Origin of the sequence: Streptococcus cuniculi (genome assembly GCF_004570575.1) — a bacterium.
GTDB lineage: Bacteria > Bacillota > Bacilli > Lactobacillales > Streptococcaceae > Streptococcus > Streptococcus cuniculi_A.
The window spans coordinates 38,999-62,937 of sequence record NZ_SPPD01000007.1 but is presented as its reverse complement, the minus strand read 5'-3'; the positions used below and the strand labels follow the sequence as shown (position 1 = coordinate 62,937).

Below are 23,939 nucleotides of genomic sequence, written 5' to 3'. Positions count from 1 at the left end.
CATGAAGAAAAAAGACCGAACTCGGTCTTTTTTTCTATCCCTTATAACAATGTGTATTCTTTTAGACTTAGCAATGTGAACTTGTCAAATTCTAAACAAACGATATGGGGCATGAGTGGTTTGATTCTTAAAAAATCGTTCAGTCCAAAGTGTTGACTATAGTAATGGAGAATAGTTGACAGTGCTGTCCCATGACTTCCGATGACGATTGTTTTTTCTGAATAATCCTGTAAACATTTCTGTAAAGCAGCGATATTTCGATTTTGGACTTCTTGAAGGCTCTCTCCATTTTCTAGTTTGAAAGAAAAATCTTCCCATTGTTTTGCTGTAAAGCTATCAAAATCTTCAATCCAGATGTCGTCAATCTTACGTTCGCGAAAATCCGCAACCGTCTGAATTGTAAGATTTTGAGATTGAGCAAAGGGTTTTACGGTATCGATAGCCCGTTTTAATGGGCTGGATAAAACGATGTCAACATTTTTATCTGACAGGAAGTTTGTCACTAGTTGACAATCTTGTAAACCTTTTGGCGATAATTCCCTTGTCAAGTCGTCGTGATTGTCGTAGTTTGGCTCGCAGTGGCGAACAAAATAAACGGTTGTCATTGTCCAAAGACCTCATTTCTTAGTTTTAGACCAGTTGGCGTAATCGCAAGGCCACCCTCTGCAGTTTCGCGAAAGGCAGTTGGTAGGCTAGAGCCAACTTGGTACATGGCAAGAATGACCTCGTCTACAGGAATTTTTGACTCGATACCTGCTAATGCCATATCAGCTGCAACGAGCGCATAGCTGGCCCCCATAGCATTGCGTTTGACACAAGGAACTTCAACGAGCCCAGCGACAGGGTCACAAATCAGACCGAGCATGTTTTTGATGACGAAGCAGATAGCCTGACTAGCTTGAAAGGCACTCCCACCTGCAGCTAGGGTGAGTGCAGCAGCAGACATGGCAGCGGCAGATCCTACCTCAGCTTGACACCCTCCTTCTGCTCCAGAAATCGAAGCATTGTTTGCGATGACAAGTCCAAAAGCTCCTGCTGTAAAGAGGAAGTCCAGCTGCTCTTTTTCGGTGAGTCCAAGTTTGTCAATGGCTACTCCTAGGACAGCAGGCAGGCAACCAGCAGAGCCAGCAGTCGGTGTGGCGCAGACCAGTCCCATTTTGGCATTTAACTCATTGACAGCGATAGCGTTGCGAGCAGCAGAAAGAATTGTTTGATCGGATAGGGTGGTGCCAGATTGGATATAGCGATCGAGTTTAGCCGCATCGCCTCCTGTAAGCCCAGATACCGATTTACTCTCTGATAATCCATCGATGATAGATGATTTCATCACTGTCAAGTTTCTTGACATAATCGTCACGATTTCCTCACGGGAGCGTCCAGTTAGCTCGGTTTCAGTTTCAATCATGAGCTCGGCAACATTCCCTGAAAAGCCTTCATCGGCCTGTGTGATTAGTTCGTTAATGGTGTAAAACATAGTGTTCTCTTTCTAGTTAAAGAAGTTGACATTGTGTAAATGTGGAATCCCTTCAATTTCGGCAATGGAGTCACCACATTGTCTGGAATCGACCTCAATAATCATAATGGCCTTTTCTCCCGCACTTTCACGAGTTACATTCATCTGTGCGATATTGATATCATATTTTGAAAGAATATCCGTCACCTTTGCAATCATTCCAGGCACATCCTGATGAACAATGATGATCGTAGGAGTGTTCATATTGAGATTGACCGCAAAGCCATTTAACTCGGTTACTTGAATATTTCCCCCACCAATAGAGACACCCGTTGCAGAAATGGATTTATGCTCATTCTTGATAATAATGCGGGTTGTGTTTGGGTGTGGGGTATTGCTGTCCTTGTTGATTTTCCAGTAGACCTTAATCCCTTTTTCGCGAGCAATATCAAGAGAATCTGGAATACGAGGATCATCGGTATCCATTCCTAAGATACCTGCTACCAGAGCAACATCTGTACCGTGTCCCCGATAGGTTTTGGCAAATGAATTGTAGAGTTGAAATTCAACTTCTGTCGGAATCTCTCCAAAGATAGATGAGACGATTTTACCAATGCGGACAGCTCCCGCAGTATGGCTAGATGACGGACCAATCATGACAGGTCCGATGATGTCGAAGACGGATTGAAATTTTGCATTTGTCATAGGTTTTCCTCAATTTTCTCTTACTTGTTATTATATCAGATAACGTTCGGAAAATCCGCATCTTGATGTTATTTGTTAGAAAATAGGTAGGGATATGGTATAATACTGTCTGTGCCGTGAGGTACTTCAAAATCGACCTTCAATCGTTTTTTGAAAATAGACGGTGTAAAGGAAGTTTACACTAGATTAAATTGATGGGAGAATAGACAATGGGTGAACACTCAAAGATACGTGTTGTCGTTGGGATGAGTGGGGGGGTTGATTCCTCTGTCACAGCCCTGTTGCTCAAGGAGCAGGGCTATGATGTGATTGGCATCTTCATGAAAAACTGGGACGATACAGACGAAAATGGTTTTTGCACAGCAACAGAAGACTACAAAGATGTCGCAGCTGTTGCGGATCAGCTAGGGATTCCCTACTACTCTGTCAACTTTGAAAAAGAGTATTGGGACCGGGTGTTTGAATATTTCCTTGCCGAATATCGTGCAGGACGGACACCAAATCCTGATGTGATGTGTAATAAAGAAATTAAATTTAAAGCCTTTTTGGACTATGCTATGAACTTAGGTGCTGATTATGTGGCGACAGGTCACTATGCACAGGTTAAGCGAGATGAGAATGGAGTGGTCCATATGCTACGGGGGGCTGACAATGGAAAGGATCAAACCTACTTTCTCAGCCAATTATCACAAGAGCAATTACAGAAAACCATGTTTCCTCTAGGACATTTGCAGAAGTCGGAAGTGCGTGAAATTGCAGAACGAGCTGGGCTTGCAACCGCTAAGAAAAAAGATTCGACAGGGATTTGTTTTATTGGTGAGAAGAATTTTAAAGAATTTCTCAGCCAGTATCTGCCTGCTCAAACAGGACGCATGATGACGGTTGACGGTCGCGATATGGGTGAGCATGCCGGTCTCATGTACTATACAATCGGTCAACGTGGAGGGCTTGGCATCGGTGGACAAATCGGTGGGGACAATGCCCCATGGTTCGTTGTTGGAAAAGATTTGGCGCACAATATTTTGTATGTAGGTCAAGGATTTTACCATGAATCATTGATGTCAACTAGCTTGACAGCTAGTCACATTCACTTTACACAAGAGATGCCTGAAAACGTCACCCTTGAATGTACGGCTAAGTTCCGCTATCGTCAACCAGATAGTAAAGTAACTGTAAAGGTGACAGGGGATAAGGCAGAGGTCATCTTTGCTGAGCCACAACGGGCCATTACACCGGGTCAAGCGGTTGTTTTCTACAATGGAGATGAATGTCTAGGTGGTGGCATGATTGATCTTGCCTTTAAAGACGGAAAAGTGTGTCAGTATATTTAGGTTTACAGAGTTGTCAACATTTTGGGAGGTAGACTATGAAAATTGGAGTCATACAGGCCAGTACCAGAGCGGACATTAACGATGTGTTCGTTCAAGCTGTCCAACAATCAGTAGCTGGACAGCATGAAGTTGTCAATTTAGGTGTCTTTTCGAGTGAGATAGCTAGCTATTCTTACGTAGAAGTTGCTGTCATGATTAGCTTTCTTATCGAGTCCCAATCGCTGGACTTTGTAGTGACAGGATGTTCGGCTGGTCAAGGGATGATGCTTGCGTGCAATAGTCTGCCTGGTCTACGTTGTGGCTTCATTCAAACGCCGCAAGATGCTTTCTTGTTTGGAAGAATCAATAATGGAAATGTTGTGTCCTTACCGCTGGGGCTGAATGTTGGCTGGTGTGGGGAATTGAACTTGAAATACACACTTGAGAAGTTATTTGACGGTGAATTTGGAGTTGGTTATCCACAGGAAGATGCTACTAGAAAGCAACAAGAAACAGCATTATTGAACAGCATCAATCAGCTAACCAAGAAAACATTTTTGGAGATTGTGGATGAAATGGATGAAGCCCTACTCCGAAAAATAGCCAATCGAACGATTTTCTATCAGTATGTTGACAGAAATGCGAAGAACCGTGCGTTGGTGGAGAAATTGCGGGGATTCCGTAATTGACATTCTAGGTAAATGTGATAAAATGGAAACATAACAATGCTATGATGGTCAAAGCTCATAGGAATTGGACGTTTTTTGCGTACAGTTTCTGAGGGTTTTGGCTCTTTTTGCGTAGAAATGAGGTACCGTGTGGATTTTCGAACAAAAAAAGACCATCAGATTTTTGGGGTTCGAGCGACAGCGCTAATTCTGAAAAATCAAAAGCTCTTTCTTTCCTATCGTGAGGACACTAAGAAATATTATACGATTGGCGGAGCTGTCAAAGTTGGGGAATCAACAGAAGATGCGGTTGTTCGTGAAGTTAAGGAGGAGCTGGGCATCGCGGTAGCGGTCAAGCAATTAGCCTTTATTGTGGAAAATCATTTTACAGCAGTTGACAAAGAAGAAGTGATTGATTTTCATAATATTGAATTTCATTATCTTGTTGAGCCTTTAGAAAAAGTGCCTTCTCACATGATGGAGGAAGGAGATTCGTCACCCTGTTATGGAGTAGAAGTTGACAATCTTGTAAACATAGATGTAGTTCCCGCTTTTTTGAAAACACACTTGCTAAATTGGTCAGGAAATGTGGAACAGATTCGATTAAAGGAGACTAGGAGATGACATATACATTTGCAGAAGAATATGATGTGGTAGTAATTGGGGCAGGACATGCTGGGGTAGAAGCAGCTCTTGCAACCAGTCGGATGGGCTGTAAAACCCTACTTGCGACGATTAACTTGGATATGGTGGCTTTTATGCCTTGCAATCCGTCTATTGGTGGATCGGCTAAGGGAATTGTGGTTCGTGAAATTGATGCCCTTGGGGGTGAAATGGGGCGCAATATTGATAAGACCTATATTCAGATGAAGATGTTGAATACAGGTAAGGGTCCTGCTGTAAGGGCTTTACGGGCTCAAGCTGATAAGGCAAAGTATTCCCTCGAGATGAAGCGAACGGTTGAACAGCAGAAAAATCTGACCCTTCGTCAGACAATGATTGATGAAATTTTGGTGGAAGACGGCCGAGTGATTGGTGTTCGGACAGCGACCAACCAGTATCTTGCGGCAAAGGCAGTCGTGGTCACAACTGGAACTGCTCTGCGTGGTGAGATTATCATCGGGGATTTGAAATATTCATCTGGTCCAAATAACAGCCTGGCTTCTGTCACTTTGGCCGATAATTTGAAAGACTTGGGTCTTGAAATTGGGCGGTTTAAAACAGGAACTCCGCCTCGTGTCAACGCACGTACGGTTGACTATACTGCGACGGAGATTCAGCCCGGAGATGCGAAGCCCAATCATTTTTCATTCTTATCAAAAGATGAGGATTATGTGCAGGACCAGATTCCATGCTGGCTGACCTATACCAATGCGCGCAGTCATGAAATTATCAATAGCAATCTGCACCGAGCACCCATGTTTTCAGGTGTAGTCAAAGGGGTAGGTCCTCGCTATTGTCCGTCTATTGAAGACAAAATCGTGCGCTTTGCGGATAAGGAACGCCACCAATTATTCTTGGAACCGGAAGGGGCTGACACGGATGAGGTGTATATCCAAGGTCTATCAACCAGCCTCCCAGAAGATGTACAGAAGGACTTGGTTCACTCGATTAAAGGTCTTGAACATGCAGAGATGATGCGGACAGGCTATGCCATTGAGTATGACATGATTATGCCACATCAACTGCGGGCGACCCTTGAAACCAAGAAAATTTCAGGACTCTTTACTGCTGGTCAGACCAATGGGACTTCTGGTTATGAAGAGGCTGCTGGTCAGGGAATTGTCGCGGGTATCAATGCGGCGCTGAAAGTGCAGGGCAAGCCAGAGTTAATTTTGAAGCGTAGTGACGGCTACATTGGGGTCATGATTGATGATTTGGTGACCAAGGGAACGGTTGAGCCTTATCGCCTCTTAACCAGTCGGGCAGAATATCGTTTGATTTTACGCCATGATAATGCAGATATGCGCTTAACAGAGATTGGTCGTCAGGTTGGCTTGGTCAATGATGAGCGCTATCAGGTCTTTCAGATTCACAAACATCAATTTGAAACGGAAATGGCGCGTCTTGCTGCCATTAAGTTGAAACCAATCAAGGAAACCAATGAGCGAGTTGTCGCCATGGGCTTTAAACCCTTGACCGATGCGCTTACCGCCAAGGAGTTTATGCGCAGACCCGAGGTGACTTATGCGGATGTGGTTCAATTTGTAGGTCCTGCTGCTGAGGAATTGTCGGACAAGACCATTGAATTGATTGAAACGGAGGTCAAGTATGAGGGGTATATCAGCAAGGCCTTGGATCAGGTTGAGAAGATGAAGCGGATGGAGGAAAAACGGATTCCAGCAGACATTGACTGGGATGATATTGACTCGATTGCGACCGAAGCACGGCAGAAATTTAAGCTGATTGCTCCTGAAACGATTGGACAGGCAAGCCGTATCTCAGGGGTCAATCCAGCAGATATTTCAATCCTCATGGTTTATCTAGAAGGGCGTAGCCGTTCCATTTCAAAGAATAAGGCAAAAAATAATGACTAAAGACTGGGCATTTGTCTGGTCTTTTTGTAAATCTTCTGTGGAAATAGAAGCTAGCATTTTCAGCGGTTTTATGGTAAAATGGCAAGCAGAGGTTAGTGATGAAAAAATTTCGATTTTCAACGATTCATTTTGTGATGATTGGGGTAATCCTCTTTGGATTATTGGCTTTGATACAGGGCTTATACCCAACTTCGACAATTACCTATTTATCCATTTTTTTAGCTCTCTTTTTGCTGGTCTTGCTTTTTATTTTCCAAAAGCATTCCTACGAAGTGAGTGAAGTAGAGCAAATTGAGTATTTAAATGCCCAGGCTGATAATGGCTTGATGCGCCTGCTCGCGCATATGCCCGTCGGGGTCATTAAGATTCGTTTAGACGACAATCAAGTGGAGTGGTTTAATCCTTATGCGGAACTGCTGTTTGTGAAAGAAGACGGAGAGTTTGATCAGCGTAAGCTGCGTGAAATCATTGACGCAGGCTTAGACGAGGACCGGACTTACGTAACGGTCGCAGATAAGCGTTATGCCGTCTATGTCGATTTTGAGCAGGGGATTTTTTACTTTTTTGACGCGTCAACAGAGTATTATGCGACTTCCAATCTGATTGGTAGTAGACCTGCGATTGGGATTATATCCATCGATAATTACGATGAGTTAGAAGATATTTACTCGGATTCTCAAATTAGTCAGATCAATAGTTTCTTAGCGCAATTTGTGTCTGATTTTGCAAATGAAAATGGGATTTACTACCGTCGTGGGACTATGGACCGCTTTTATTTCTTTACAGACTATGCGGTCTTGGAGAAATTGATTGAGGACAAATTTTCGGTTATCAATCGTTTTCGTGATGAGGCAAAACAGCTCGACCTAGCTCTTACCTTGAGTATGGGGATTGCTTACGGGGCAAATAATCATCAGCAGATCGGTCAGATTGCCCTGCAAAATCTCAATATGGCCGAGGTTCGTGGCGGGGATCAGGTCGTTGTCAAAGAAAATGATGAGAGCAAGCAGCCCCTCTTTTTCGGTGGCGGTTCGGCCTCATCCGTTAAGCGGACGAGAACCCGTACCCGTGCCATGATGACCGCTGTCTCTGATAAGTTAAAAACGGTTGATGCAGTATTTGTCGTCGGACACCGCAATCTGGATATGGACGCCCTAGGTTCTGCTGTTGGGATGCAGTATTTCGCTCAAAACATCATGAACAATGCCTATACAGTCTATGATGATCAGGATATGGGGGCTGATATTCAGCGTGCGATTGAAAAATTAACGCAGGAAAATTGCTCTAATCTGATGACGGTTGAGGAGGCGAAAAAGCAGGTAACTGCTCAATCGCTTCTCATCATGGTGGACCACTCGAAAATCGGCTTGACCCTGTCCAAGGAATTTTACGAATTGTTTAGTCAGGTGGTCGTAGTGGATCATCATCGTCGCGATGCGGATTTCCCAGACAATGCAGTCTTGACCTATATTGAAAGTGGTGCAAGTTCTGCTAGTGAATTGGTGACAGAATTGATTCAGTTCCAAAACGATAAGCACCACAAACTCAATCGTCTGCAGTCCAGTCTTTTGATGGCGGGAATTATGCTGGATACCAAGAATTTTACGGCGCGTGTGACCAGTAGGACCTTTGATGTGGCTAGCTATCTTAGAAATCGTGGTAGCGATAGTTCAGAAATTCAGCAGATTGCGGCTACGGATTTCAACGAATACCGTCAAATCAATGAATTGATTCTAAGAGGACAGAAGTTGACCGATTATATTGTCCTCGTCTGTGGTGCACAAGAAACCGTCTACGACAATGTTGTTCCAAGTAAGGCGGCCGATACCATTCTTGAGATGGCAGGGATTGAAGCAGTCTTTGTCATCACCAAAAATGTCAATGATTACATTGCCATTTCAGCGCGGAGCAGAAGCAAGGTCAATGTTCAACGAATCATGGAAGAGATGGGCGGTGGCGGTCATTTTAATCTCGCAGCAGCTCAGATTCATGATCAATCGCTTGAACAGGTTCAGGAGAAATTGCATCAAGTGATTCAGGAAGAATTAAAAGAAGAATAGGAGAGTTCCTCATGAAAGTTATTTTTTTAGCAGATGTGAAAGGCAAGGGGAAAAAGGGAGAAATTAAGGAAGTTCCAACAGGATACGCCCAGAATTTCTTGATTAAGAAAAACCTTGCCAAGGAAGCGACCAACCAAGCGATTGGTGAATTGCGTGGCAAACAAAAATCACAAGAAAAAGCGCATGCTGAAATGGTAGCAGAAGCAAAGGCTATAAAAGCCAAATTGGCTGAAGAAGCAACGCTTGTATCCTTTGTGGAAAAAGTTGGTCCAGATGGCCGTACTTTTGGTTCCATTACGAGCAAGAAAATTGCCGAAGAATTGGAAAAACAATTCGGCATTAAAGTGGATAAACGCAATATTCAATTGGACCACCCGATTCGTGCGGTTGGCTTGATTGATGTGCCTGTTAAAATTTATCAAGATGTGACAGGTGTGATTAACTTGAGTATCAAAGAAGCCTAGGTCAATCATACCAGAGATAGGAGGTGAGAATCTTGGCAGAATTAGATGAATTGCGTGTGCAACCTCAAGATATTTTGGCGGAGCAGTCGGTCCTTGGTGCGATTTTCATCGACGAGGGAAAGCTGGTCTTTGTCCGCGAATATATTGAAGCAGATGATTTTTTCAAATATGCCCACCAGTTGATTTTTAAAGCCATGATTGCTCTTTCAGATCGGCATGAGGTCATCGATGCAACGACCATGCGCAACTACTTGGCCAACCATGGTGATTTAGAAAATATTGGTGGCTTGAGCTATTTAGCCGAGGTCATCAATTCGGTACCAACCTCTGCCAATGCCGAGTTTTATGCCAAGATTGTTGCTGAAAAATCGAATTTACGCAAACTGATTGCGCGATTGACCGATTCGATCAACCAAGCCTATGATGGGGCAGATGGGTCCGATGAGATCATTGCGCGTGCGGAAAAAGCCTTAATCGATGTCAGCGAAGGTGCTAGCCGGAGCGGTTTCAAGCAGATTGAAGATATTTTGAATCTCAACTTTGAAAACCTTGAAATTCGTTCACGCCAAACTTCTGATATTACAGGAATTGCGACGGGGTATCCAGCCCTAGATGCCATGACGACAGGTTTACACGAAGAGGAGCTAATTATTCTAGCGGCTCGTCCTGCGGTCGGAAAAACCGCCTTCGCTCTCAATATTGCGCAAAATATTGGTACAAAATTAGGTAAGACCGTCGCCATCTTTTCTCTGGAAATGGGAGCAGAAAGTTTGGTTGACCGGATGCTTGCTGCCGAAGGAATGATTAATTCGCGATCCATTCGGACAGGTCATTTGACAGATGAGGAATGGCAGAAGCTGACCATGGCGCAGGCCAACCTAGCCAATGCGAGTATTTACATCGATGATACGCCAGGGATTAAGATCACAGAGATTCGTTCTCGCTCCCGTAAGTTAGCCCAGGAAACTGGCAATCTTGGTTTGATTTTGATTGACTACTTGCAGTTGATTACAGGGACTGGTCGGGAAAACCGCCAGCAGGAGGTATCTGAAATTTCACGGCAATTAAAGATTTTAGCCAAGGAATTGAAAGTACCAGTCATCGCCCTCAGTCAGCTTTCGCGTGGGGTGGAGCAACGTCAGGATAAGCGACCAGTCTTGTCCGACATTCGTGAGTCAGGCTCTATCGAGCAGGATGCGGATATCGTTGCTTTCTTGTATCGTGATGATTACTATGAACGCGGAGAGCAAGAAGACGGAGGCATTCCCAATAACACTGTTGAGGTGATTATTGAAAAAAACCGTTCGGGGGCGCGTGGAACCGTCGAATTAATGTTCCAAAAAGAGTATAACAAGTTTTCAAGTATTTCCAAGAGAGAGGATGGATAAGAATGAGTGATGCATTTACAGACGTTGCGAAGATGAAGCAAATCAAAGAAGATATTAAAAACCACGAGGGACAAATTGTCGAGCTGACCCTTGAAAATGGTCGCAAACGCGAGAAAAACAAACAAGGTCGAATTACGGAGGTCTACCAATCCGTCTTCATCGTCGAATACGAAGATCCCAACAATACCTTTGTGGAATCTTATACGTATTCTGATGTCTTAACCGAAAAGATTTTGATTCATTATTTGGATTAGTTGTACAGTCATTTAAAATGGAAGAGCTATGTTTTTAAAATTTATAAAAGGTTGTTGTCTCGGTTGTTTTGGATTGATTCTATTTTTGGTGCTATCACTATTTCTAGTGAGGTGTTCAAAAGGCGTTGAAGATAGAGAAAATCGAGAAATTTTAGTTGGAGACTCTGCCCTCTATATTTACAACAATTATGAAAACATAGAGTCGATCGAGTATGATAATTTTGAAGTCCATTCTTTTGGTTTGGGAACACATGTATATTCATTTGATATTACAGTAAACGGCAGCCATGAATTTATAATAGGTGGACCAAGTTTTGACTATGAGATAGGAGATTCTGAACATGAGGTTTGGGCTTATGAAGCGAGAGAACATCCAGATGGAGAGTTGAAGCGCAAAGAACCTCCAACTAGTGAGGGTCGTCTACCTGAGAGTGTGAGGATGATTGATCGGACAGCTCTAGGTCGTTAAGAAAAATACTGAGTAAGGACTAAACCATTCAAAAGGCTTTACAAAGCCTTTTTTCTATGTTATACTGTTCCTTGTGTGAAATAGCAGCAGAGGAATATGAAGCTCGTCAACAGGTACTTTGCAATAGAAGTAACCTTAGCTGTTTAGGCGAAGGGTATCTGCACGAATCAGGATTTCTCAAAGACTATTTCCATAAAAACTATTTTATGGAGGACATTATTATGTCACGTTATACAGGACCATCTTGGAAACAAGCTCGTCGTCTTGGTTTGTCACTTACAGGTACAGGTAAAGAGCTTGCTCGTCGTAACTACGTACCAGGTCAACACGGACCAAACAACCGCAGCAAATTGTCAGAATACGGTTTGCAATTGGCTGAGAAACAAAAACTTCGTTTCTCTTACGGCGTAGGTGAAAAACAATTCCGTAACTTGTTCGTACAAGCTACTAAAATCAAAGGCGGAATCCTTGGTTTCAACTTCATGCTTCTTCTAGAGCGTCGTTTGGACAACGTTGTTTACCGTCTAGGTCTTGCAACTACTCGTCGTCAAGCACGTCAATTTGTAAACCACGGTCACATCCTTGTTGACGGAAAACGCGTTGACATCCCTAGCTACCGTGTTGAAGTTGGTCAAGTGATTTCAGTTCGTGAAAAATCAATGAAAGTGCCTGCAATCCTTGAAGCGGTTGAAGCAACTCTTGGACGTCCAGCATTCGTATCATTCGACGCTGAAAAACTCGAAGGATCATTGACTCGCCTTCCAGAGCGCGACGAAATCAACCCAGAAATTAACGAAGCGCTTGTCGTTGAATTCTATAACAAAATGCTTTAATTTTGAATACCTTGCAAAAAGCCTGCAACAGTGGGCTTTTTGTCTTGCTCAGAAACGAATGATTTCTAGGAAAGGTGTTGTCTCCGTGGAGTAGCACCAGACTTGTGAAAAAATTTACAAAAATAGTTGCAACCAATTACTAAATAGGGTAAAATAGGACAGTAACCAAAAGAAAAGGAGAAGGTTTATTATGAAGAAAAAAGTTTGGCTCGGTGCCTTACTTAGTTTGCTTGCTACTGTTTTCTTGATTGCCTGTGGAAGCAAATCAAGCAATACAGTAGAATCGTCAACTCCGGCTTCCTCTTCAAAAGAAGAGGCTGTTTCAGGAGCGTCAGAGAAGGTCTACACAGATCCGGCTGAATTGAAAGATAGCTATGATGTCCTTGTTATCGGTTCAGGTGGTGCAGGTATGGCTGCGGCAGTTTCTGCTCATGATGCAGGAGCGAGCGTAGCGGTTCTTGAGAAAATGGGAGAAGTTGGCGGAAATACAGCTAAGTCATCTGCAGGTATGAATGCCTCTCAAACAAAATTCCAAGATAAAGAAGGAATCAAAGATTCAAACGACAAGTTCTACGAAGAAACTCTTAAAGGTGGCGGCGGAACAAACGATCCAGAATTGCTTCGCTACTTGGTAGACAATTCTGCCTCTGCTATTGATTGGTTGGATGGCATGGGAATTACCCTTAGCAATATCACAACTACTGGTGGGATGAGTGAAAAACGGACTCACCGCCCAGCAGATGGTTCAGCAGTTGGTGGTTACCTCGTAACAGGTCTTTACCACAACTTGGCAGAACGTAAAATCCCAATGTTTGTCAATGCGGACGTGACAAATCTTGAAGAAAAAGACGGTAAGATTTCAGGTGTGGAAGTAACAATTGACGGCAAAACGAAGAAGGTTGCTGCAAAAGCGGTCGTACTTGCGACAGGTGGTTTCGGTGCTGACTTGGATAAGGTTGCACAGTTGAATCCAAAATTAAAAGGCTATGTCACAACCAACCAAGCAGGATCAACGGGTGATGGTATTGCCCTTGCAGAAGCAAAAGGCGCTGCAACAGTCGACATGGAACAAATCCAAATTCACCCAACTGTAGAGCAGGAAAAATCTTACTTGATTACAGAAGCGATTCGTGGTGAAGGTGCAATTCTGGTCAACTCAAAAGGTGAGCGTTTCTTCAATGAATTAGAAACTCGTGATAAAGTTTCAGCAGCCATCAATGGTTTAGATCCAAACTACGCTTACGTAGTCTTTGATTCAGCCTTGAAAGATCGCGTAAAAGCAATCGCTCAATATGAGAAAAAAGGCCTTGTAAAATCAGGGGAAACAGTTGCGGATCTTGCAAAAGCCATCGATGTTCCAGAAGATGCCTTGCAAACAACCTTGGAGACATGGAACAAAGCCGTTGCGGATAAAAGCGATGCAGCCTTTGGCCGTTCAAGTGGTATGGACCATGCCTTAGACACTGCTCCTTACTATGCAATTAAGATTGCACCAGGGGTACACCACACGATGGGTGGTCTGAAAATTAATACCAACACTGAGGTCTTGAACAAAGAAGGTCAAGCGATTCCAGGTCTTTACGCAGCCGGTGAGGTGACTGGTGGTGTGCACGGTAAAAACCGTATCGGTGGGAACGCCGTTGCAGATATTATCGTATTTGGTCGCCAAGCTGGAGAACAATCCGCGAAATTCGTGAAAAACTAATACATTTATGAAGAAGTTGAGGAAATGACCCCTCAGCTTCTTTTTATGGAGTAAAGGGAAGCGATTATAAAAGCATACAGTGTCCTCTGTTTTAAGAGGCTGAGCTAAAAAGCCACAGTCTCCTCATTTTTGGTCGTCAACTTTACAGGGTGATGTGCCTATGATGATAAAGAGTAAATGATGAGGCTGATAAGGTGGGAAAAAGGTGATATAATAGGAAGGAGAATGGAGGGTATTGTATGAAAAAGCGCTATTGGTTGTATCTAGTCTGTCTAGGGGTTGGTTTGCTGTTTTTCCTGTCGCAGCAATCAGCAGAAAAGGATGCCTATGTGGCAGATAGTTGGACAGACTCTCAGCAAATCTGGCTGATAACCGATATCCACTATCTCTCACCCAGCCTACATGACAATGGCAAGGCGTTCTCTGTTATTCAGAATACGGCTGCAGGAAAGGATGTTTGCTACAGTAAGGAGCGAATGGAGGCCTTGGTGGCTCAAGTCCAAAAAGAAAAGCCCAAACTCCTGATTGTTAGCGGGGATTTGAGCTTAAACGGTGAGAAGAGAAGCATGGAAGATTTGGCCGGGCATTTTAAGGCTCTGGAAGCTGCTGGAACAGAGGTACTGGTTATACTAGGGAACCATGATATTGCGAGCGGTTGGGCGCGTGGTTTTAAAGGAGAGGAGCAAGTTAGGACAGATCAGGTGAGTAGGCAGGATTTTGAGACCCTATTTGCCGACTATGGATATGCTCAAGCCAGTCAGCGGGATAGGGCTTCTCTTAGCTATATGGCAAAACCTTTTGAAAATCTGTGGCTGCTCATGGTTGATAGTAATATCTATGCGGATGGTTTTGGTAAAGGTGCTCCTGCGACAAACGGTCGTCTCAAAAAGGAGACCTTGGCTTGGATTAAAGAGCAACTGGAGGGTGCTCAATCCGCAGGTGTTTCCGTGATTCCCATCATGCACCACAATGTATTGGATCAACATGCATCACTGACGCGGGGATTCACACTCGACAATGCGGTTGATCTGCGGGAGTTGTATGATCAATATGGTATTCCGTTGACTTTTTCGGGTCATATCCACACCCAGCATATCGCACAGTTTAAGGGTGAGCGATCGACGCTTACAGAGATGGTAAATGGTGCTTTTTCCATGTATCCAATGACCATCGGTCGTTTGTCTCTCAAAGAGAATCGTCTCATCTATCAACAGACAGGACTTGATGTCGACCTGTGGAAAAAGAATGCCAACTCCGATTTGGCTGACCACAAGAGCTATCTGGTGGATGTTTTCAATCGAGCGAGTGAGATAATGGTTCATACTGCCTTACATGACGAAGCTGCCTATGACAGGAAATTTGCAGACCAACTAGCTGAAATCATGGCGCCACTCAATCTAGCCTTCTTTTCAGGTGAGCACTTGAGCGAGGAGTGGATTGAAAACCATGTCTATACCAACTCAGCCTATGCAACCTTGCTCAAACAAGAACCTCAAAGTATGCTGGTGGAGTATGTCGGTATGATGATCGATGAAATGAAAGAAATTCCTGTGGATTATTTAGAAATGGACTGGAAAGAATGATGGACACTCTTCCACCATCAAAAACTGCCTTCATTTCGTGATGTTTATTGAACTATAAACAAGCGAGTCTGGGGAGATTCTTTATCATCAAATCTTCAAATTGATAAATGAGATACAAAAAGCGAACAACACAGAATTCTGAGTGCCAGAAAACTAGTTTTGTCCGCTTTTTATATTTAGGTTTGGACTTTTTATAGCCCAGCCCCGCATTTAGGGAGTCAGAGGCAGTAAAATTTTCAGTTGCACCCAATAATCTTCCTTGGTGAGGGTCAGGTTGCCACCGTATTTTTGGACAATGAAGGCCATACTTTTTAGGCCGATACCGTGGAAATCTTTATCAGCCTTGGAGGTCTTAGGAAACTGACCTGTGGATAAGTCGAGATTTGAAATATCATAATTATCCAGCCGGATGACGATAAATTGGCTGTGCTGGGAAACCTTCAAGGTCATCAAGCGTTGTTCAGGATTGGGAATTTGTTCCACTGCTTCAATAGCATTGTCAATCGCATTTCCAAAGAGGGCAGAAATGTCCATGATGTCCATGAAATGAAGCGACTCCCCCTGCACGATACAGGTAAAATTGATGCCGTTTTGGAGACAGTATTGATTTTTTTGTGTCAGAATGGTGTCAAGGACAGGATTGCCTGTTTCAATCTTTGCCTCAAAATGCTGAATAGCTATGGTCATTTCTTTAAGGTATTGTTGTTGTTTTTGCTTATCAGCTTCTTGCTGGATAATATAGAGCTGATGCTTGAGGTCATGGGCTTTGCGACTGATAAGGTCGCTGTTTTCTCGGTAGGCTTGGTACTGCTTGTACTGCAACTGAAACATGTTGTGGATAGCAGTTAATTCTTCACGCAGATAGCGATCATACTGCTGAGATTCTTGGGTGAGCAGGAGCAAGAGACCAGAGAAATTCACCGTTGTTCGGAGGATAAAAATACTGGTTGAATCCTGAAATTGCAGGATTCCAGACAGGATAAAGCCGATATTACTCAACATAAAGATTATCAGCGAGGTGAAAATGGCCACCCAAACAACTCGTGTTTCGGTGATGTGTTGGAGTTCTTCTAGGTTGATTTTTTTATTTTGCTGATGGAAGAGAAGAAAGGCAAGGCTAGTGATGATCAACATGAAGGCTGCTTGCATCCACAAGTTATCCACAGGTTGTTGATAAATCGTGAGGCAGTAAAGGTGCCATGCGAGAGCAGCGACTAACTCTGCTGCAATAAAGGCCTTTGCAGTCAAATAAAGAGCTGTCTTTTTTTGGTGAACACCAATGAGGTAAATTGAAGCAAACATCCAGCAGATATTGAGAAACATCCCAACTGTCCACAAGAGAATAGGAAATTGTCCAGCTACCCATTGGAGGAGAAGTTGCAGACCGATGATGAGCGCTAAGGAACGGAGTCTACGCAGCCAGTTCATAGTCAGAATGAGCGGAAAACAGACCAGACAACAGGCAATTGATTCGGATAGTGCTGTATAGACTCGTGGAATATCAGGGAAATGCGTTATCATAAGAGGGTATCTCCGATGTAGTTGGTGAGGGCGGTCAAGAAATCTTTCCTACGTGGGCGACTGATTTGTAGAGGCTCCCCCTGTATATAGGCTAGATTTCCCTCAATCTTTTCCACATAGGCGAGATTGACAATGTAGCCTGAATTAGAGCGGAAGAAGCTCTTTTTATCCAGCAATTGTTCCATGTTTTTTAAGGTGTTGCTGATGGTGATGGTCTCTTGCTTGCTATGGATATGGAGTTGGTGCCCCTCGCTTTCAATATAGTAAATCTCTTTTTGGGCGATTTTAAAGGTTGAAGCCTTGTTTTTGACATAGAGATACTGCTGCTCTTCCTCGGGGGTTGGCAACTTCCGAAGCATTTTTTTGAAGTGTTCTTCAAATACAAAATTGCTGAGAGGTTTGAGGAGAAAGTCGATGGCTTCGACAGCGTAGCCCTGAATCGCTACTTGAGAATGGTTGGTGACAAAAACAAGTAGCACATCTTTATCCACGGCACGAATCTTTTGGGCAGTTGTCATGCCATCCATGATTTCCATTTCCACATCCAAGTAGATGATGTCAAAACGATGATGATAATCACTGGTGATGTCAATGCCGTCGTTGAAGCAGGTAATCTCTACAGACCGCTGGATACTATGGCAGTAGTCCTTGATATACGTGGTCAATCTTTCTTGTTCGACTTTTTGGTCTTCGACAATCGCGATTTTCATAGGGGTCCTTTCTTGACTTTTTCTTTAGTATACCAAAAATTAGACAAAGAGAATACTATTTGAAAACAGACAAATTATGCAACCAAAATGACAGATTATGAAGAAAGGGTTTTCACAAGTTGTGTCATTTGGTAAAGTAGGGGTGTAAAAAAGAAAAGGCTTTCAAGCCGAGCAATAGTAGGAGGGTCTTATGAAGACTTGGAAGAAAACAGGATTCGCTTTCGCGGTAGCGAGTACATTGGCGAGCACGCCAGTAGCCGCTGACGAATATGCCAAATCCTATCAATCATGGGATGCAACAAGCATGGCAAAAACGACCTTGATTGTCGCAGCCATTGCCGTTGTGGCCTTACTGGCAGTTGCGATTTATCGCATTGTGAACCATAAACCATTGAAAACGCTCAAGAGCAAGATTGCTATGGGCTTGCTGTCGCTACTGAGTATCGCGATTGTGGGTGCCAATTATGCTGTCAATATGTTTGTAAATGTGATTGACACCTATTTTGCGCCGTCCTATGCAGATGAAGGAAAAATCAAGGACGCAGAAGCTGTCTCAAAGCAATTGGTTACAAAGATTCAGGAAGAAGGAACTGTTCTTCTAGAGAATAAAAACAAGACCTTGCCGCTTGAAAAATCCTCAAAAGTCAACGTGTTTGGTATTTCTTCTGTAGCGGTTACCTACGGTGGATCTGGTTCTGGTGCGGCAGATGAGTCTAAAAATATTAACTTACAACAAGGACTTGAAAATGCAGGCTTTGTAGTCAATGCAGAATTAACAGATTTTTACAAGGAGCATTTACCTAAAAAAGAAGGAACCAACATCTTCTCGCTCAATGGTGGGGATTATAATATCTATGAACCAAGTCAAGATGCTTATTCTGAAGACTTGTTGAAAAATGCTAAAGCCTTCTCCGATACAGCTCTTGTCGTGATTTCACGTAATGGTGGTGAGGGAGCAGACCTCCCACAATCCATGAAAGACTATGAAAATGGTCAAGAAGATAAGCATTACTTGGAACTACAAGATGTCGAAAAAGACATGCTTGAAACAGTCAAGAAAAACTTTGATAAAGTCGTAGTATTGGTCAACTCTTCTAATGCAATGGAGCTTGGTTTCCTAGAAGATGAGGGGGTGGACGCAGCTCTTTGGATTGGTGGACCAGGATCAACGGGTCTTGATGGTGTAGCTCGTATCTTATCTGGTGAGGTCAATCCATCAGGTCGCTTGGTGGATACCTATGCCTATGATATGGCTTCTGCGCCAACCTACTACACTACTGGAGATTTCTCTTACACGAATATCACCTATGAGAACACTCCGTGGGGTGCTAAAGAGCCACAAACTTTTAATTATAAATTCGTGAATTACCAAGAGGGTATCTATGTCGGCTATCGCTACTATGAAACTCGTTTTGTAGACAATGCGACAGGTCAAATGGATGAAGCAGCGTATCAAAAAGCGGTTCAGTATCCATTCGGTTACGGTCTATCATACACGAACTTCAAGCAAGAAATTACTGGCATGAAAGAAGATGGTGATGAGATTGAAGTGACCGTTAAGGTGACCAATACAGGTGATGTTGCTGGTAAGGACGTGGCACAAGTTTACTATACAGCGCCATATACAGCTGGTGGAATCGAAAAATCCCATGTTGTCCTTGCTGGATTTGACAAGACAGAAGTGCTTGAGCCTGGTAAGAGTGAAGAATTAGCGATTCGCTTTGACCGTGACGATCTTGCTTCTTACGATGATAAGACTGAAAAAGCCTACGTATTAGATGCTGGAAATTACGACATCAAACTGATGAACAATGCCCATGATGTGCTTGATTCGAAGACTTATACGGTTGCCCAAAAAGAAGTCCGCAAACAACGGACATCCGATAAAGCAGAAGTAACAAATGCCTTTGAATACGCAGTAGGTGACGTCAAGTATGTCACTCGGAACGATTGGGAGGGTACGCTTCCGACTGAGCGCACTAAGGACAAAGAAGCGACAGATGCTATTGCAAAAGAAGTTGATAGGACCAACTTCCGTATTGATGCCGATGCTGAAACACCTGTTGACAAGGTAGAAGCTGAAAAGAATGGTCTTCGTCTGGTCGACCTTGTAGGGGCAGACTATGAGGATGAGCGTTGGGATAAATTAGTGGCTCAAATGACAGTCGCTGAAATGACGGCTTTGATTGGTCACGGTGGTTATGCAACGGTGGCGGTCAAATCCGTTGACAAACCAGCGGTGGTCGACCTTGACGGCCCTGCCGGCATCAATGGAATTTTCCAAGGAATCAAAGGAATCCAATACAATTCTGAGGTTGTCGTGGCCTCTACTTGGAACACAGAGCTTGCTGAAGAAATGGGAGATGCCTTTGCCAAAGAAGCCTTGGCTCATGGTATCGTAGGACTATATGCACCAGCAGTGAATATTCATCGTTCACCATTCTCAGGTCGAAACTTTGAATACTATTCAGAAGATCCAGTCGTATCAGGTAAAATGGCCTCTGCCTTGGTGAAAAAAGCGCTCGAAAATGGTGTGTACACCTTTACCAAACACTTTGCCCTTAACGATCAAGAAGACAACCGGGAAGGTGTGGCAACTTGGTCAAATGAACAAGCCATTCGTGAAGTCTACCTTAAAGCCTTTGAAATTCCAGTCAAAGAAGGTGGCGCAACAGCTATCATGTCTTCCTTCAACCGTATCGGTACCCTTTGGGCTGGTGGAAATGGTGACTTGCTTAATACTGTCCTTCGTGATGAGTGGGGCTTCCGCGGAATGGTGATTACTGACTTTGATGGTCAGAATTACATGAGCCCAGACCAAGCGATTCGCAATGGTGGCGACTTGATGTTGACCCCTGTAGGTGATGATCCAACAGCTCTCTCTACAGGTACTAAAGAAGGGGTTACAGCCCTTCGTCAAGCAAGCAAAAATATCCTTTATACCATTGCACATTCAGCTGCGTTTGATATTTACAAACCAAAAACAAAATGGTGGTTGGTTGTTCTTGTAGCAGCAAACATTGCCTTGATTGCTCTAGTAGGTCTTGGTCTTGTGAAGCTAACTGCAAAGAAAAAAGAAGTAGCATAATGAAATAAGAGTAGTGAGGACGGGTGGTCCTCCTCTCTTTTAGAAGGAGAACTATGAAAGAGTGGATTGCCAAACATCCTGATTTGTGGGAATTTATTAAGTTTAATGTCTTGTCCAATATCGCAACGATAACGAATTTTGCGGTCTTATGGTTGTCAACAAACTTTCTCTTTACGGCTTTTTCAGGACTAGATTTTCATTGGTTAATCTTCCATTATTCAGTGGACAATGGTGGCTTAAATGGCTTTCTATCGTTCCTATTAGCCTATGTTGTCGCGCAGATTGTCAACTATATCGTTCAGCGAAAACTAGTGTTCGGTGCAGAAAATGATATTTCCAAAACCCTCCATTGGTATATTCTAACCGTTGTCGTGGCAGGCATCTTATCGATTGTTTTGCCACCTTATACGACCCAAGTATTCACCTCGTGGGGCTTGAGTCTAGGCTGGGCGCAAACTGCTGCCAACTGGGTCAATATCCTGGTTCAGGTCGCTGTCAACTACCCAATGATGAAATTTGTGATTATGAAGTAGGAATCTTGCCACAGTTTATCAGCTGGATTATGCTTAGATATTAGGAAGATTGCTCATAGCAATACCAAGGCCCCTCACTATGTCAGTAGCGAGGAGCCTTTTTTGATGAGTGAGGAGATGTTCGGATATCATTTCACTTTCCATGCCAACAGATTATGCCATAAACTTGTCAATTTATGAAGAAAGCGTTTTAATCCTTGGTGTTCTTTGATATGATAGGCTTAGTAGAATAGAAATAGGTGGGAAATGTATGAAACATCGTGCGATTATTGAGCAGCTAACCTTAGAAGAAAAAGCGGCCTTGATGGCGGGTAAGTCTGTCTGGGAAACCAAGGATTTTCCAGAAAAAGGGATTCCGTCCGTCTTTTTATCAGACGGACCACATGGGATTCGCAAGCAAGAAGGAAGCGGGGATCATCTAGGCTTGAATGCTTCTGTTCCTGCGACCTGTTTTCCGACAGCAGCCACTCTTGCCAACAGTTGGGATCCAGCGCTCGTTGAGGAAGTGGGGGCAGCTCTAGGAGCTGAAGCAAGCAGTCTGGGAGTGCATGTGGTACTGGGACCTGGTCTCAATATCAAGCGCAATCCCTTGTGTGGGCGCAATTTTGAATATTACTCAGAAGACCCCTATCAGGCAGGGAAAATGGCGGCGGCCATGATTCGGGGTCTGCAATCCCAAGGTGTGGCAGCAACGCCAAAACATCTCGCAGTCAACAGTCAGGAACTCCGCCGTATGGCTTCTGACTCGATTGTGGATGAACGGACATTGCGCGAAATCTATCTGACAGGATTTGAAATCGCTGTTCGTGAGGGCAATCCGAAGGCCATCATGTCTGCCTATAACAAAATTAACGGCATCTATGCTAACGAAGACAAACGCTTGTTACGAGACATCTTGCGGGATGAGTGGGGCTTTATAGGTTTTGTCGTGTCAGACTGGGGCGGTTCAAATGACCATGTTTTAGGGGTTGAAAATGGTAGTCATCTTGAAATGCCGGGGACAACTACTGTAGGACAAAAGGAATTGATCGATGCGGTGCAGTCTGGTTGCTTGTCTGAAACTGTCCTAGACGAGCGTGTCGATGAGCTCTTACAGGTCGTCTTAGACTTGGCTGTACAGGAAAAATGCAGTATTGATGTCAATAAGCAATATCAACTAGCTAGACGGGCAGCCACAGAAAGCATTGTCCTCTTGAAAAACGAGGATCAGGTGCTACCGCTTCAAGCTGAAAAAACGGTAGCCGTCATTGGTGAATTTGCTAAAAATCCACGTTATCAGGGTGCAGGTTCTTCCTTAATCAATACACGGCAGGTTGACAATACGCTCGAGGCCATGAAGGACTATCCTCTGACCTATGTCGGCTATGCGCAGGGCTATCAGCGGATTGACCAGCCTGATGAAGCCTTGGTGACAGAAGCCCTTGCCTTGGCTCAACAAGCGGATACGGTCTTATATTACATGGGCTTGGATGAAATCAGTGAGAGTGAGGGGCTAGACCGCACGCATCTACAATTGCCGAAAAACCAACTCCACCTTCTTGAAAAACTGGCGGTTATCCACGAAAAGATTGTCGTTGTTTTATCCGCAGGTTCTGTTGTGGACATGAGTTGGGAGAAGCACGTCAAGGCGGTGGTGCATGGCTATCTGTCAGGTGAGGCAGGTGCAAGATCCATGCTGGATGCGCTGACTGGTCTTGTCAACCCAAGTGGGAAACTGAGCGAAACCTATCCGATTACCTTAGCAGATGTGCCATCGTCAAAAGAATTCCCTGCCGAGGGGGACTATGCTCTCTACCGTGAGGGATTGTACGTTGGCTATCGTTATTTTGACACGACTCAGACGGCTGTCCAATACCCATTTGGCTACGGACTTTCTTATACGACCTTTGCCTATGGCGATTTGCGCATTCATGAGACAGGCCTTTCGATGACGGTGACCAATACTGGTGAACGTGCGGGTGCAGAAGTGGTGCAGTTGTATGTTGGCAAAGAAGATACTCATGTTTTCCGTCCGTCAAAAGAATTAAAAGGCTTTGCCAAAGTGTATCTCGAATCAGGGCAGTCAAAAGAGGTGAACCTTTCCTTTGATGATAAGACCTTCCGCTATTTCAATACGGCAACCAATGCTTTTGAAATCGAGGGGGGCACTTATCAGCTGTATCTAGGCACTAGCGTCTCTGATATTCGTCTGGTTGCAGAAATCACACAAGAAGCCACGACGGAACACTTGCCAGAGTTGACAGGACTTGACAGCTATCAAGCTGGGCAGGTGCTTCAGGTTACAGATGAGGAATTTGCCCGTCTACTTGGTCGACCAATACCTGTGGAATCCTGGCAGGTAGGCCAAGAACTCCGTCTGAATGATCCGCTGTCGAAGATGCAGTATGCTAAGAGTGGCTTAGCCCGTCTTGTTTACAAACTCTTACATCATTTACTGAAAAAAGCAGAGCAAAAAGGCAAACCAGACCTCAACCTGCTCTTTCTCTATAATATGCCATTCAGGGCCCTTGCCAAAATGACAGGTGGTATGCTTGACCAGCAGATGGTGGCAGCAATCTTGGTGATTGTCAATGGTCATTTTATGAAGGGTGTCGGCCAATTGTGGAAGGCCTTCCGTGCCAAACAAGGTTACCAAAAGCAACTTTCCTAAAATTGTGG

20 protein-coding genes are annotated in these 23,939 nt (G+C 43.9%); 15 read left to right on the top strand and 5 right to left on the bottom strand.

Annotated features, from left to right (window positions below; all coding sequences use genetic code 11):
• Positions 1-41: 41 nt before the first annotated feature.
• The 3 genes from E4T82_RS06165 to sdaAB are packed head-to-tail and all read right to left on the bottom strand — an operon-like array spanning position 42 to position 2,158.
• On the bottom strand, positions 42-605 hold the full coding sequence (locus tag E4T82_RS06165; protein WP_135181985.1) for a histidine phosphatase family protein: 564 nt from the start codon (positions 603-605) through the stop codon (positions 42-44).
• Positions 602-1,474: an L-serine ammonia-lyase, iron-sulfur-dependent, subunit alpha gene (sdaAA, locus tag E4T82_RS06160; protein ID WP_135181984.1), complete on the bottom strand. Its 873-nt coding sequence runs from the start codon at positions 1,472-1,474 to the stop codon at positions 602-604. Before sdaAA ends, E4T82_RS06165 begins: the two co-directional genes overlap by 4 nt.
• Before the next feature lie 12 nt (positions 1,475-1,486).
• Positions 1,487-2,158: an L-serine ammonia-lyase, iron-sulfur-dependent subunit beta gene (sdaAB, locus tag E4T82_RS06155; protein WP_135181983.1), complete on the bottom strand. Its 672-nt coding sequence runs from the start codon at positions 2,156-2,158 to the stop codon at positions 1,487-1,489.
• A gap of 209 nt (positions 2,159-2,367) precedes the next feature.
• Between sdaAB and mnmA the strand changes: the two genes are divergently transcribed.
• The 12 genes from mnmA (at position 2,368) to E4T82_RS06095 (ending at position 15,429) form a co-directional block, all read left to right on the top strand.
• A complete protein-coding gene (gene mnmA, locus E4T82_RS06150) occupies positions 2,368-3,489 on the top strand; it encodes a tRNA 2-thiouridine(34) synthase MnmA (RefSeq protein WP_135181982.1) in 1,122 nt (373 codons plus the stop codon).
• A 35-nt stretch (positions 3,490-3,524) separates the two neighbouring features.
• The gene (locus E4T82_RS06145) at positions 3,525-4,157 is read left to right on the top strand and encodes an RpiB/LacA/LacB family sugar-phosphate isomerase (protein ID WP_135181981.1); all 633 of its coding nucleotides are present in this window, start codon (positions 3,525-3,527) and stop codon (positions 4,155-4,157) included.
• Positions 4,158-4,286: 129 nt separating this feature from the next.
• Positions 4,287-4,760 (top strand): NUDIX hydrolase, encoded by a 474-nt coding sequence (locus E4T82_RS06140; RefSeq protein ID WP_135181980.1) that lies wholly within the window; start codon positions 4,287-4,289, stop codon positions 4,758-4,760.
• Positions 4,757-6,673 (top strand): tRNA uridine-5-carboxymethylaminomethyl(34) synthesis enzyme MnmG, encoded by a 1,917-nt coding sequence (gene mnmG, locus E4T82_RS06135; protein ID WP_135181979.1) that lies wholly within the window; start codon positions 4,757-4,759, stop codon positions 6,671-6,673. Before E4T82_RS06140 ends, mnmG begins: the two co-directional genes overlap by 4 nt.
• 98 nt (positions 6,674-6,771) lie before the next feature.
• Complete coding sequence (locus E4T82_RS06130; protein ID WP_135181978.1) at positions 6,772-8,733, top strand: DHH family phosphoesterase; 1,962 nt, start codon at positions 6,772-6,774, stop codon at positions 8,731-8,733.
• Between the two features lie 11 nt (positions 8,734-8,744).
• A complete protein-coding gene (rplI, locus tag E4T82_RS06125) occupies positions 8,745-9,197 on the top strand; it encodes a 50S ribosomal protein L9 (RefSeq protein ID WP_075105124.1) in 453 nt (150 codons plus the stop codon).
• Between the two features lie 32 nt (positions 9,198-9,229).
• On the top strand, positions 9,230-10,585 hold the full coding sequence (gene dnaB / locus E4T82_RS06120) for a replicative DNA helicase (RefSeq protein ID WP_135181977.1): 1,356 nt from the start codon (positions 9,230-9,232) through the stop codon (positions 10,583-10,585).
• Positions 10,586-10,587: 2 nt separating this feature from the next.
• Entirely contained in the window at positions 10,588-10,839 is a 252-nt protein-coding gene (locus E4T82_RS06115; protein ID WP_135181976.1) for a Veg family protein, read from the top strand.
• A gap of 28 nt (positions 10,840-10,867) precedes the next feature.
• A complete protein-coding gene (locus E4T82_RS06110) occupies positions 10,868-11,308 on the top strand; it encodes a hypothetical protein (protein WP_135181975.1) in 441 nt (146 codons plus the stop codon).
• A gap of 221 nt (positions 11,309-11,529) precedes the next feature.
• Positions 11,530-12,141, top strand: coding sequence for a 30S ribosomal protein S4 (gene rpsD, locus E4T82_RS06105; RefSeq protein WP_075099233.1), 612 nt, complete (start codon positions 11,530-11,532; stop codon positions 12,139-12,141).
• A gap of 190 nt (positions 12,142-12,331) precedes the next feature.
• Positions 12,332-13,846, top strand: a complete 1,515-nt coding sequence (locus tag E4T82_RS06100) for a flavocytochrome c (RefSeq protein WP_135181974.1) — start codon at positions 12,332-12,334, stop codon at positions 13,844-13,846.
• A 239-nt stretch (positions 13,847-14,085) separates the two neighbouring features.
• Positions 14,086-15,429, top strand: a complete 1,344-nt coding sequence (locus E4T82_RS06095) for a metallophosphoesterase (RefSeq protein WP_135181973.1) — start codon at positions 14,086-14,088, stop codon at positions 15,427-15,429.
• 210 nt (positions 15,430-15,639) lie between these two features.
• Here the strand turns inward: E4T82_RS06095 and E4T82_RS06090 are convergent, their stop codons facing one another.
• The gene (locus E4T82_RS06090; protein WP_228065076.1) at positions 15,640-16,950 is read right to left on the bottom strand and encodes an ATP-binding protein; all 1,311 of its coding nucleotides are present in this window, start codon (positions 16,948-16,950) and stop codon (positions 15,640-15,642) included.
• Positions 16,947-17,660 carry a LytR/AlgR family response regulator transcription factor gene (locus E4T82_RS06085; protein ID WP_135181972.1) on the bottom strand — a complete coding sequence of 238 codons (714 nt, stop codon included), beginning with the start codon at positions 17,658-17,660 and terminating at the stop codon, positions 16,947-16,949. The genes E4T82_RS06090 and E4T82_RS06085 overlap by 4 nt, the downstream gene beginning before the upstream one ends.
• Positions 17,661-17,850: 190 nt before the next feature.
• On the opposite strand from E4T82_RS06085, the gene E4T82_RS06080 reads away from it, so the two are divergent.
• The 3 genes from E4T82_RS06080 (at position 17,851) to E4T82_RS06070 (ending at position 23,931) form a co-directional block, all read left to right on the top strand.
• Positions 17,851-20,748: a glycoside hydrolase family 3 protein gene (locus E4T82_RS06080; RefSeq protein WP_135181971.1), complete on the top strand. Its 2,898-nt coding sequence runs from the start codon at positions 17,851-17,853 to the stop codon at positions 20,746-20,748.
• A gap of 53 nt (positions 20,749-20,801) precedes the next feature.
• The gene (locus E4T82_RS06075) at positions 20,802-21,281 is read left to right on the top strand and encodes a GtrA family protein (RefSeq protein WP_135181970.1); all 480 of its coding nucleotides are present in this window, start codon (positions 20,802-20,804) and stop codon (positions 21,279-21,281) included.
• A gap of 250 nt (positions 21,282-21,531) precedes the next feature.
• A complete protein-coding gene (locus tag E4T82_RS06070) occupies positions 21,532-23,931 on the top strand; it encodes a glycoside hydrolase family 3 C-terminal domain-containing protein (protein ID WP_135181969.1) in 2,400 nt (799 codons plus the stop codon).
• Positions 23,932-23,939 lie beyond the last annotated feature (8 nt).